The following is an 11,490-nucleotide window of genomic DNA, read 5'->3' on the forward strand; positions in this document are numbered from 1 at the left end:
GGAGCCGGTCCGGATTCCGCATTCCTCAGGCGTCGCCGACCAGCAGGGGCTTTTCCCGCATGGTCCAGCCGTTGGCGTCCAGCACCCGCCGTACGCCCGCGACGGAGGTCGACTCCACGAGCAGTTCGACCAGGCCGCTCGGCTGGTCGAGGGAGTGCTCGATGCGCACGTCCTCGATATTGACCCCGGCCTCCCCGACGGTGGAGAACAGCCGGGCCAGCGCCCCTGGCTGGTCCGGGATGGCCACCGGGATCGCCACGTACTCGGCGGGCTGCGAACGCTGTTTGTGCGGTACCCGGGCGTGGCCCCGGTTGCCGCGCCGCAGCAGCTCCTGGAGATCGGCGGCGGCCTGCCGGCGCGCCTCGGACTCCGTGCCGGGCAGTGCCCGCAGGACGGCGATCAGCCGCTCCAGGTCCTTGGCGAAGCCGTCGAGGACGTCGGCCACCGCGTCGGCGTTCGCGGTCAGGATGTCGCTCCACAGGGCGGGTTCGCCCGCCGCGATACGGGTGACGTCCCGCAGTCCCTGCCCCGACACCCGGATGTGCTCGGCCTCGGCGTGCTCCAGCCGGGCCGCCATCATCGAGGCGACCAGATGCGGGGCGTGCGAGGTCAGGGCGACTGCGCGGTCGTGGGCGTCGGTGTCCATCAGGACGGGGACGCCTCCGCACAGCGAGACCAGTTCCAGCCCCCGGTTGAGCGCCGAGCGATCGGTGAGCGGCGAGGGGGTCAGTACCCAGGGGCGGCCCTCGAAGAGGTCGGCGCGGGCCGCGAGCGGACCGGAGCGCTCGGCGCCGGCCAGCGGATGTCCGCCGATGTAGCGGGACGGATCGCCCCCGGCCGCGCGGACCTCCTCGTGCGGCCGCACCTTGACGCTGGCCACATCGGTGTAGGTGTGCGCCAGCCCGTCCCGCTGACAGCGGGCGAGCACGGTGCCGATGCTCGCGGGGGGCACCGCGAGGACGGCGAGGTCCACCTGCCCGGCGGGCAGCTCCAGCGAACCGGCCCCCAGGGCCTCGGCGGTCCTGGCGGCCGTGGTGTCGGCGTCGTCCAGGTACACCAGGACGCCCCGGCGGCTCAGGGCGAGGGCGATGGACGTCCCGATCAGCCCGGTTCCGACGACGACGGCGGTTCTCATGTGTCACGTCCCGGTGTGGGTCCGGTGGCGCCGGAGCGCTCGATCTCCGCCCGGAGGAAGGCGGCGAACCGCCCGATGCCCTCCTCGATCTCCGCGGGGCTCAGACAACTGAAGGAGAGCCGGATCGACCGCTCGCCGCCGGGGCCGGGGTAGAAGTAGGCCATCGGCGTCCAGATGACGGCGTGGTCCCCGGCCGAGCGCAGCAGCGCGGCGTTGTCGGCGGGGAACGGCACCCGGACGGTGAGGAAGAAGCCGCCGCTGGGCCGGTTCCAGCCGATGCCGAGCCGGTCGCGGACGTCCTCGGGGAAGTGCCGGTCCAGTTGCTCCAGGGTGATGCGGAGCGCCTCGCCGTAGTGCTTGGCGGGCACCGCGTTGCGTTCGGTGAGCCGGCCGCCGCAGGCCAGCAGGGCACCGGCGACGGCCGCCTGGCTCAGCGCCGGGGTGTTCACCGTCACCATGCTCTTGATCTTGGCGAGTTCGTCGGCGAGCAGCGTCCCGGCCCCCGACGGATCCCGCACGGGCTGGTCCGCGACGACGAATCCGACGCGGGCGCTGGGGAAGACCGACTTCGAGTACGACCCGAGGTGGATCACCCGCCGCGCCCGGTCCATCGCCTTCAGGGTGGGCAGTTGGACGCCGGGGCTGACCAGCCGGTACGGGCTGTCCTCGAGGATGAGCAGATCGTGCCGGGCGGCCAGTTCCAGCAACTCCTCGCGGGCGCGCCGGGACATGGTGTTGCCGGACGGGTTCGAATGGTCCGGCACCACGTAGAAGGCGCGCGGGCGGCGGCCCCTGGCCCGCTCGGCGAGGACGGCGGCCTCGACATCGGCCACGTCGAGACCGTCGGCCCGCTCCTCGACGGGGTGCACGGGTACCTGGAGCAGACTGGCGGCTCCGGTGATGCCCACGTAGCAGGGGCTGGCGACCAGCAGGACGTCCGCGGGGTCCGCGAAGAGCGCGCGCAGGGTCAGCAGCATCCCTTCTTGGGCGCCCACCGTCACCACGATCGCCTCCGGCGCGGCGTCGATGCCCTCGTCGGCGTGGAGCGAGTCGCTGATCAGCCCGCGGATCTGGCCCGCGGTCGGGCCGTACTGGTAGAGCGCGGTGCGGATGGCGTGGTCGGAGGCGCCGCCCGCGGCCAGGTGGTCGAGGTAGCGGCGGATGTGGTCGAGGATCTCGTCCTTGTCGAAGAACTCCTCGTACGGCCTGCCGGGGGCGAAGGAGACCACGTCCGGGAAGCGGCTGGTGATCTCGTTCAGGAAGTTCATGGTGTCCAGCACCGGGTCGGACACGCTGCGGTGCAGGTCCTGCTTGCGCAGTTCGGTCGCGGCGGTGTTCCCGGGCACGGCGGTGTTCCCGGGCATGGCCGGCAGCGCGGCGTCCGCCCCGCCGCGGTGCGGATCCTCGTCGGTCAGCAGCGAGGCGTCCGCGTGGGCGACGGTGGCGGTGCCGGTCAGCGCCATGGCCTCGGACAGCTCGTCCAGGACCAGGTCCAGGACGCCCGCCGCGCCGTCCTGGCCCGCCACGGCCAGGCCGTGCAGCACCGGGCGGCCCAGCAGTACGGCGTCCGCGCCCAGGGCGAGGGCGCCGAGGACGTCCCGGCCGCGGCGGACGCCGCCGTCCAGGAGCAGGGGGCAGCGGCCGTCCACGGCGGCGGCGATCCGGGCGAGCACGTCCAGGGTGGCCGGTGCCCCGTCCAGTTGCCGTCCGCCGTGGTTGGAGACCACGATGCCGTCCGCCCCGGCGGCGATCGCGCGCCGGGCGTCCTCGGCGGTCATGACGCCCTTGACCAGTACGGGCAGTTGGCCGACCGAGCGCAGCCAGGCGATGACCGACCAGTCGAGCGCGGGGTCGAGGCCGGTGCGGCCGTGTTCGGACGGGGACGAGTAGTCGGTCTGGTCCGCGGGCAGGTTGGCGGGCACGATATGCGGCGGCAGCCGGAAGTCGTTGCGCAGGTCGCGCAGCCGACGGCCGAGCCGCGGGGTGTCGACGGTCAGCACCAGGGCCTCGAAGCCCGCGGCGGCCGCGTGCTCGATGAGCCGCCGGGTCGTGTCCCGGTCGCGGAAGCAGTAGACCTGGAGCCACAGGGGCGCGGTGGCGGCCGCGGCGATCTCCCGATACGTCCGCCCGGCGAAGGTGCTCACCACGAGCGGGAGGCCGGCCGCGCCCGCTGCCCGCGCGGTGGCCGTCTCGCCGTCGGGGTGCATGAGGGTGTGGTAGGCCATGGGTGCCACGGCCACCGGTGCCCCCCACCGGCGGCCCAGGATCGTGGTGGACGGGTCGCACTCACCCGCCCCGGTCAGCACCCGGGGGCTCAGCCGGACGCGGTCGAACGCCTCCCGGTTGGCGGCGAGCGTCCGCTCCTCCCCGGCGCCGCCCTCGATGAAGTCCCAGACCGCCGGGTCCAGCCGGGTGCGCGCCCGCTCGGCGTACTCCTCGAGGGACAGCGGCGGCCGGGAGCCGCCGGAGGGGGCCGTGCGGCCGGTCACGAGGTGGCCGCCCGGGCGCGCTCGACGGCCTCGTACAGCGCGCGGATGTTGGAGCTTCCGAAGCCCTGGGCCCCGTGGCGCTGGATGAGTTCGAAGAACAGGGTGCGCCGCTCGTAGGGCGAGCGGGTGAAGAGCTGGAGCAGGTAGCCCCACTCGTCGCGGTCGGCGAGCACATTGGTCTTGCGCAGATCGGCGATCGCCTCGTCGAGGTTGTCGATCCGCTCGGCGAGGGCGTCGTAGTAGGTGCCGGGCGTCTGAAGGAACTCGATGCCCCGGCTCTCGAATTCGAGAACGGCCGGGATGATCTCGTCCACCAGGAACGCCAGGTGCTGCACGCCCGGGCCGCCGTTGCGCTCCAGGAATTCGTCGATCTGGCCCGGCTTCTTGGTGCTGTCGGGCTCGATGATGGTGAAGGTGATCCCGGCCGAGGGGCTGCGCACCACGATGGAGTCCATGGCCTGCTCGCCGACGGCGACGTATTCGCTGGAGTACTCCTCGAAGCCGAATCCGTCGATGTAGTAGCGGACCGTGTCGCGCAGGGTGCCGGCGTCCAGGCAGACCGCGATGTGGTCGAGCAGCCGTAGTTCGGTGGTGGTGCCGTCCTGGGCGGGGCGCTCCGGCGAGGCGATCCAGTCGCGGCCCGGGGGCAGTGCGTGCGGCCGGCCCGCGGTGCGCTTGAGGAGGGTGTGGCGGACGGCGCCGAAGCCGGAGACGGCGGGCCCTGCCGGGTTGCCGGAGGTCAGGTCGCGGGCACCGGCGGCCAGGGCGCCCTCCCGGGCCGCGAGCGGGTCCTCGCAGGCGAAGGCGATGTCGGCGATGCCGTCACCGTGTGCGGCGAGGAAGTCGGCCGTGCCGGGGCCCGAGGTGATGAGGAGCTGGATGTCCTTCTGGCGCAGGAGTATCGAATCCAGCGCGCCGGTCCGGCACCGGGCCTTTTCCTGGAAACCCATGCTGGACACGAAATAGTCCGTGGTTTTCCGCTGATCGCTGGTGTAGATCTCGATGTACTCGACGTCATACGCGGTCACGATGTCCCCATCCGACGATTGCCTCGCCACACGTGTGTGCAACTCGTGGAATCGCACGCTACCGGCACGGGGGAGCGTCGCCATGGGCCGCCAAGAATTCTTCTATAGTCAAAAAGAGGCGGGTGCGGCATTTTCCCGGGAGGCGGCGGAGGGGATACCGTCAACAAGCTCCGCCGACCGCGTCAATCGCCTCTTTTCGGGCGGTCGGCGGTGATCGGGAAGGCGGTCGGCGGACCGTGGCAACGGCTTATTCGATTCTCTTCATTTGAACGCTTTGCGGCGCACCGCGTATGCGTAGGTGACGGCCGCCAGCAGCGGCCCCCAGGCGAGCAGCGGAAGATAGGCGCTGACGAACACCCAGGCCCGCCAGCCGAGTTCGCCCACGTCATGGGTGAGCGATCCGCGCCAGCCGCCGTCCCCGAACTGGCGGCCGTCCAGCGCCCGTCCCCGCATGGAGAGGATCAGGGCCATGGTCCAGGTGATGGTGAGGGCCAGCGCCCCGAGGGCGGCGGGAATGATCGCGGACAGCGGCCGTACGGGCTTCCCGGCGACGAACGGGACCCAGCGTGGCCATACTTCGCCCCAGGTGGAGACCAGCCCCACGGCGAGGAAGGCCAGCCCCTCGGCGACGATGGACAGGATGACGACGTAGATCTCCATCGGCAGCCAGTTCGGCAACTGCCCCTGGCCCAGATCCACGTTCTTGGTGAGCGGAACACCGAAGGTGACCTGGGCGATGCGCCACAGTCCCGAGGGCAGCACGGTCAACGGGATCAGAAAAGCCGCACGCCGGGCCCATAGGGGCACCCCTTCGGCAGGAGTGCCGTGCAGCTTTCGATAGCCACGGGAAACGGCGGTCAGGATTCCGGACACGGGGCCCTCCAGTAAACACCGGGAATCTGCGTCCGTTGCCGGATCGCTGCCAGGATCATGGCATGGGGCACCCGGCGCCCGACTCCTCCCGCGGAGGCAAACCCACACGCCGTCGGGTGGAGCGCCCCTTCACTCCCTCCTCCGTCCGGATGACCGCCGAGGAGTGGCCGAACGACTTTCGAACGCCCTCCGAAGGAGCTCGATAGAAATCCTCGAAGTGCGCCGGGGAAGCGCGGAAAACACTGCTATCAACGGGTCCAAGACGTCGTTCACCCACCCTGCGTCCGCGACATGCGTCCCGGGCCGACCGAGAGGACCCGAGATATGGCCGAGGAGACGAGCCGGACGCCGGAGGTGCTGGGTGAGGACTTCATCCGCGACCCCTACCCGGTGTACGCCCGGCTCCGCGAGCGGACCCCGGTGGCGCGGGTCGTGCTCGGCGGGGCACCGATGTGGCTGGTGCTCCGCCATGAGGCGGCGCGCGCCGCGCTGGCCGATCCGAAACTGCACAAGGACCCCGAGCGCTGTGCCCGGCTGGCCGCCAAGCACGCGGGCGTCGACCCCGTCGAGCAGCCCGCCGCGAAGTCGCCCGGCCGGCGGATGCTGGTGGAGCACATGCTGGGCATGGACCCGCCGAACCACACCCGGCTGCGCAAGCTGGTGGCCAAGGCGTTCACCGCACGGCAGATCCAGGCCCTGCGGCCGCGGATCGAGCACACGGTCGGCGCCCTGATCGAGGACATCGCCGGACAGGGCGAGGTGGATCTGCTCAAGGCGTTCAGCTTCCCGCTGCCGCTCACCGTGATCTCCGAGATGATCGGCGTCCCCGAGGCCGACCAGGCCGCCTTCGGGGCGTGGTCCAACGCGCTGACCGTGGCCGTCCAGCCGCAGGAGATGCACCGGATCGCCGACGAGATGGCGGAGTACCTCACCGGGCTGATCGCCGCCAAGCGGGCCGCCCCGGCCGACGACCTGGTCAGCGGGCTGATCCAGGCGCGGGACGACGAGGACCGGCTCAGCGAGAACGAGCTGGTCTCGATGGTCTTCCAGCTTCTGGTGGCCGGATACGAGACGACCGCGCATCTGATCGGCAACGGGATGCTCGCCCTGCTGCGCCACCCCGACCAGCTCGCCGCCCTGCGCGCGGACCGGTCGCTGCTGCGCGGCGCGGTCGAGGAGTTCTGCCGCTACGACAACTCGCTGCACCTGAACACGCTCTCGGTGACCACGGAACCGATGGAGATCGCCGGAGTCGGCATCCCGGCCGACGAGTTCGTCATCGTCTCGCTCGGCGCGGCCAACCACGACCCCGAACGCTTCGAGGACCCCGAGCGGTTCGACATCCGCCGGGAGACCGGCGGCCATCTGGCCTTCGGCCACGGCATCCACCACTGCATGGGCGCGCCCCTCGCACGACTACAGACCGAGATCGCCGTCGGCGCGCTGCTCGACCGCTTCGAGCGGATCGAACTGGCCGTGGCGCCGACGGAGTTGCGCCGCGAGATGAACCTGACCCGGGGGCTGGAGTCACTGCCCGTCCGGCTCGGCTGAGCGAGACGGACCGGACCGGCGTACCGGCCGATGAAGAGGAGTCTGATGGATATCGCAATCTCCGCGGCTGGTCTGCGGAAGCGCTACGGCGACAACGAGGTGCTGGGCGGCATCGACCTGTCGGTCGAGGCGGGCACGGTCTACGGGCTCCTGGGCCCCAACGGCGCCGGCAAGACGACCACGGTGCGCACCCTGTCGACGCTGATCAAGCCCGATGAGGGCACCGCGACGGTGGCGGGCTACGACGTGCTGACCCAGGCCCACGAGGTGCGCCGCAGCATCGGGCTGACGGGTCAGTACGCCGCGCTGGACGGCGAGCTGACCGGCCGCGAGAACCTGGTGCTCATGGGCACCCTGCTGCACATGGGCCGTAAGCGGGCCCGGTCCCGTGCCGATGAGGTGCTGGAGATGTTCGACCTCACCGGCGCCGCCGACCGGGTCGTCAAGACCTACTCGGGCGGTATGCGCCGCAGGCTGGACCTGGGCGCCAGCCTGATCGGAAGCCCGCCGGTGATCTTCCTGGACGAGCCGTCCACGGGGCTCGACCCGGTCAGCCGGAACGCGCTGTGGGACATGGTGCGCAAACAGGTCGCCGAGGGGGTGACCGTGCTGCTGACCACCCAGTACCTGGAGGAGGCCGACCAGCTCGCCCACCGCATCGCGCTGATCGACAAGGGGCTGGTGGCGGCGGAGGGCACACCCGACGAGCTGAAGAAGAAGGTCGGCGGCGAGCGGCTGGAGATCACCGTACGCACCACCGAGATGGTGGAGGCCGCCCGGACCGCGCTGGCCCGGATCTCCGCCCGGGGCTCCGCCCCGCCGGTCGTCGACGAGAGCGGGATGCGGGTGTCGGTCGCGCTGGAGACCGGTATCGCCGGTGTCTCCGCGGCGGCGTCGGAGCTCCAGGGGGCCTCGGTGGAGGTGGTCGACTTCCTCGTCCGGCGCCCCTCGCTGGACGACGTGTTCCTGGAGCTGACCGGAGCCGGACCCGAGGCCGAACTGGAGACGACGAGCCGATGAGCACCTATGTCCTGAGCGACGCGCTCGCCCTGGCGGGCCGCCACATACGGCATCTGAAGCGGGCACCGCAGCGGATCCTCAGCATCACCCTGATGCCGATCATGTTCGTGTTCCTCTTCGGCTACCTCTTCGGCAGTTCGATGAACGTGCCGGAGGGCGACTACCACGAGTACATCATGGCGGGCATCTTCACCCAGATGATGCTGGCCGGCGTCATCAACACCGGGGTGGGGGTGGCCGAGGACCTCTCCAACGGGCTGGTGGACCGGTTCCGTTCGCTGCCGATGGGCAAGGGCTCGGTGCTGCTCGGCCGGACCCTCTCCGATGTGGTGCTCAACGCGATCTCCTGTCTCGCGATGCTCTCCGTCGGCCTGATCATCGGCTGGCGCATCCACGGCGGGCCGCTCAAGGCCCTCGCGGGCTTCGGTCTGTTGCTGCTGCTCGGCTACGCCACGGCGTGGCTCGGCTCGCTCATCGGGCTGCTGCTGCGCGATCCCCAGGCGGTCAACTCGGTGGCCATGGTGATCACCATGCCGCTCACCTTCCTGTCCGCGACCTTCTACCCGTCCCAGAACCTGCCGGGCTGGGTCCGTCCGGTGGCCGAGTGGAATCCGGTGACCACCCTGACCACCGGAATGCGCGAGCTGTGGGGGAACCCCACGGGGAACGGCGCCGATCCGGCGTTCCCGCTCCAGCACCCGGTGGCCGCCTCGCTGATCATGGTGGTGGGGCTGCTGATCGTGGTGATCCCGCTGGCCAACCGGGCCTACGAGCGGGCCGCCGCCCGCTGACCCGCGGCCGTAGGAGACCCCGAAGCCGAAGCCCGGACGACCGAGAGCGGTCGTCCGGGCTTCGGCCTGCCCCCGCCGGGGGAGCGCCGCCGGGGGTCAGCCCCCCAGATGGGCACGCCAGGTGTCATGCAGGCGGGCCAGGTGCTCGAAGCCGCCGACCACCACATCGGTGGGCACACCGAAGTCCACCAGACAGGCGACCTCGTCCACCCCCGCGTCCTTGAGCTGCTTGAGCATCGCCATGCAGTCGTCGACGGTGCCGAACATCCCGCTGGTCTCGAAGTACCGGTCGAACGCCTGGGCCACCAGGAACTGACGGTCCTCCGGGCCCATGCTCTTCAGCTCCCGGGACATGTCCGCGCCCTGCGCGCCCGCCGCCTCGGCCGCCTTGATCAGCAGATCGAAGGAGCTGGCCAGATAGCGGGAGAACGGCTCGCGCACGGTCTCCCGTACGGTGTCCCGGTCGGTGCCGACGAAGGTGTGCACCATCACCGCCACATGCCCCTGCCCGGCCGAGGCGCTCCGGTGCTCCCGGTACGCCCGGCGGTACTCCTCGATGCGCTGCGCGAGGATCTCGACCTCCTGGCCGAGCAGATGGGTGAGCATCCCCATCCCGTGCTCACCGGCCATCGTGAACGTCGCCGGGGTGCCGCCGCTGGTCAGCCACATCGGCAGCTCGGGCTGGACGGGCGGCGGGAACATGGTCAGCTCCACCGTCTCGCCCGCCCCGTCGGTCAGGGACACGCTCTCCCGCTTCCAGAGCCGGCGGATGGTGTCGACCGTCTCCATCAGCCCGGACTTGCGGGTCTCGTAGTTCTCCGGGCGGAGCGCGAAGTCCGCGGCGTGCCAGCCCGAGGCGAGCGCCACCCCGGCCCGGCCGCCCGACAGGTTGTCGACCACCGACCACTCCTCGGCGATCCGCATCGGGTGGTGCAGCGGCGCCACGACGCTTCCGGCGCGCACCGCGACCCGCTTGGTGACCGCAGCCACCGCGGCGCCCGTCACCGAGGGGTTCGGGTAGAGCCCGCCGAACGGATGGAAGTGGCGCTCGGGGGTCCACACCGCGGCGAAGCCGTTGTCATCGGCGAACCGGGCGCCGTCCAGCAGCAGCCGATAGCGGTCGCGCTGCTCGGTGTCGTTGTTGGCGAAGTAGAACAGGCTGAAATCCATGAGTCCTCCGGAAAGCGAAAGAAAAGCGCCCGGGGCGCGCTGACGGCGGGTCCCGGGCGGTGTCGCTGGTGTGCGCGCCGTTTCAGAAACGCACCGGCAGATCGACCATCGGGCGGACCATCAGTCCGGGCCGATAACGCACCTCCGAGGGGCGTACGGCCAGCCGGATACCGGGAAAGCGTTCATAGACCCGCCGAATCGCCAACTCGGTCAGCGCCTTGGACATATGGGAGCCCAGGCAGTAGTGGATTCCGTAGCCGAAGCTCACATGCGCGGGCTTGGGACGGGTGATGTCCAGCTCCGCGGGACGGTCGGCGAAGGCGTGCGGATCGTGGTTGGCCCCGGCCAGCGAAATGATGATGATCTCGTCCTTGGGGATCTTCACCCCGCACAGCTCGACCGGCTCCAGGGTGACCCGCTGAAGGGAGTTGATCAGCGGGCTGGTGAACCGCAGCAGCTCCTCGACCGCGTTCGGCAGCAGGCTCCAGTCGGCCCGGATCTTGTCGGCCTCGCCGGTATGGGTGAGCAGTGCCGCGAAGGAGCCGTTGAGGAGGCTGGTGGTGGTGTCGTTGCCGCCGGTCATCAGGGCGAACGCGGTGGACAGCGCCTCCGCGGCGGTCAGCCGCTTGTCCTCGTCGGCATGGACCAGCGCGGAGATCAGATCGTCCTGCGGGGCCCGCTGCTTGGTGGCGATCAGCGCCTTGAGGTAGTCCGACAACTGCCGGGTGTGCTCGGCGATCATGCCCGTCGGGTCGCTGGCGTCCACCCGGCGCAGGGTGTTCGTCCACACCAGGAACCGCGGCCAGTCGGCGTCGGGCACGCCCATGAGCTGCGCGATGGTGATGATCGGAAGTGGTTCGTTGAGCCCGGAGACCAGATCCCGGTTGTCGGTGCGGACCATCTCGTCGAGGAGGTCGTCGACCACCTTCTCCCAGCCGTCGCGCAGCCCCCTGACCCGCTTGGGGGTGAAGGCGAAGGTGAGCGCCTTGCGCAGCGGGGTGTGGCGCGGCGGATCGGAGTTGGCCAGATGGTTGCTGATCTCGTCGGCGGGCTTGATCTCCTGGCCGAGCTGTTTGCCCAGCGCCGCGTAGAGCTTGCCGATGTCCCGGCCGAGCCGGGGGTCGGAGAGCGCGTCGCGGACGTCGTCGTAGCGGCTCACCACCCAGGCCCGTACCCCGTCCGGGGTCTCCACCCGGCATACCGGCTGCTCCGCGCGCAACTGGGCGAGGAAGGGATAGGGGTCCTGTGTGTACTCGTCGCTGAACATCCAGTAGCGGGACAGCGTGCCGGTGTTGGTCACCAGTACTCCCTGAAGTCGCGGTGCGGGGTGGCGGGCCCGCGGGCGCTTGACGGCACGCGGCCGAACCGATGACAGCACGGCCGGACCCGGCCGGTCAGCGGCAGTGCGAATTCTTCGAAGTGGGGGAAATTCC

General features: G+C 70.8%; 9 protein-coding genes. 3 read left to right on the forward strand and 6 right to left on the reverse strand.

Annotated features, from left to right (window positions below; genetic code table 11):
* Positions 1–25: 25 nt before the first annotated feature.
* The 4 genes from ACK1X7_RS28305 to ACK1X7_RS28320 form a co-directional block, all read right to left on the reverse strand.
* The gene (locus tag ACK1X7_RS28305) at positions 26–1,135 is read right to left on the reverse strand and encodes a prephenate dehydrogenase (RefSeq protein ID WP_385147070.1); all 1,110 of its coding nucleotides are present in this window, start codon (positions 1,133–1,135) and stop codon (positions 26–28) included.
* Positions 1,132–3,624 carry an aminotransferase class I/II-fold pyridoxal phosphate-dependent enzyme gene (locus ACK1X7_RS28310; RefSeq protein ID WP_385147073.1) on the reverse strand — a complete coding sequence of 831 codons (2,493 nt, stop codon included), beginning with the start codon at positions 3,622–3,624 and terminating at the stop codon, positions 1,132–1,134. Before ACK1X7_RS28310 ends, ACK1X7_RS28305 begins: the two co-directional genes overlap by 4 nt.
* Positions 3,621–4,652: a 4-hydroxyphenylpyruvate dioxygenase gene (hppD, locus tag ACK1X7_RS28315; protein WP_385147076.1), complete on the reverse strand. Its 1,032-nt coding sequence runs from the start codon at positions 4,650–4,652 to the stop codon at positions 3,621–3,623. Before hppD ends, ACK1X7_RS28310 begins: the two co-directional genes overlap by 4 nt.
* Positions 4,653–4,913: 261 nt before the next feature.
* On the reverse strand, positions 4,914–5,525 hold the full coding sequence (locus tag ACK1X7_RS28320; RefSeq protein ID WP_385147079.1) for a hypothetical protein: 612 nt from the start codon (positions 5,523–5,525) through the stop codon (positions 4,914–4,916).
* Positions 5,526–5,849: 324 nt separating this feature from the next.
* On the opposite strand from ACK1X7_RS28320, the gene ACK1X7_RS28325 reads away from it, so the two are divergent.
* Genes ACK1X7_RS28325 through ACK1X7_RS28335 form a run of 3 tightly spaced genes read left to right on the forward strand, consistent with a single transcriptional unit; the run spans position 5,850 to position 8,887 of the window.
* Positions 5,850–7,076 (forward strand): cytochrome P450 family protein, encoded by a 1,227-nt coding sequence (locus tag ACK1X7_RS28325; RefSeq protein ID WP_390793116.1) that lies wholly within the window; start codon positions 5,850–5,852, stop codon positions 7,074–7,076.
* Between the two features lie 45 nt (positions 7,077–7,121).
* Positions 7,122–8,096 carry an ATP-binding cassette domain-containing protein gene (locus ACK1X7_RS28330; RefSeq protein WP_385147085.1) on the forward strand — a complete coding sequence of 325 codons (975 nt, stop codon included), beginning with the start codon at positions 7,122–7,124 and terminating at the stop codon, positions 8,094–8,096.
* On the forward strand, positions 8,093–8,887 hold the full coding sequence (locus ACK1X7_RS28335) for an ABC transporter permease (protein WP_390793115.1): 795 nt from the start codon (positions 8,093–8,095) through the stop codon (positions 8,885–8,887). Before ACK1X7_RS28330 ends, ACK1X7_RS28335 begins: the two co-directional genes overlap by 4 nt.
* A gap of 96 nt (positions 8,888–8,983) precedes the next feature.
* Here the strand turns inward: ACK1X7_RS28335 and ACK1X7_RS28340 are convergent, their stop codons facing one another.
* Both ACK1X7_RS28340 and ACK1X7_RS28345 read right to left on the reverse strand, forming a co-directional pair.
* A complete protein-coding gene (locus ACK1X7_RS28340) occupies positions 8,984–10,057 on the reverse strand; it encodes a MupA/Atu3671 family FMN-dependent luciferase-like monooxygenase (RefSeq protein ID WP_385147671.1) in 1,074 nt (357 codons plus the stop codon).
* Between the two features lie 82 nt (positions 10,058–10,139).
* Complete coding sequence (locus ACK1X7_RS28345) at positions 10,140–11,357, reverse strand: cytochrome P450 family protein (RefSeq protein ID WP_385147674.1); 1,218 nt, start codon at positions 11,355–11,357, stop codon at positions 10,140–10,142.
* Between the last annotated feature and the right edge of the window lie 133 nt (positions 11,358–11,490).

The organism is Streptomyces sp. CY-1 (assembly GCF_047218265.1).
Taxonomy (GTDB): domain Bacteria; phylum Actinomycetota; class Actinomycetes; order Streptomycetales; family Streptomycetaceae; genus Streptomyces; species Streptomyces niphimycinicus.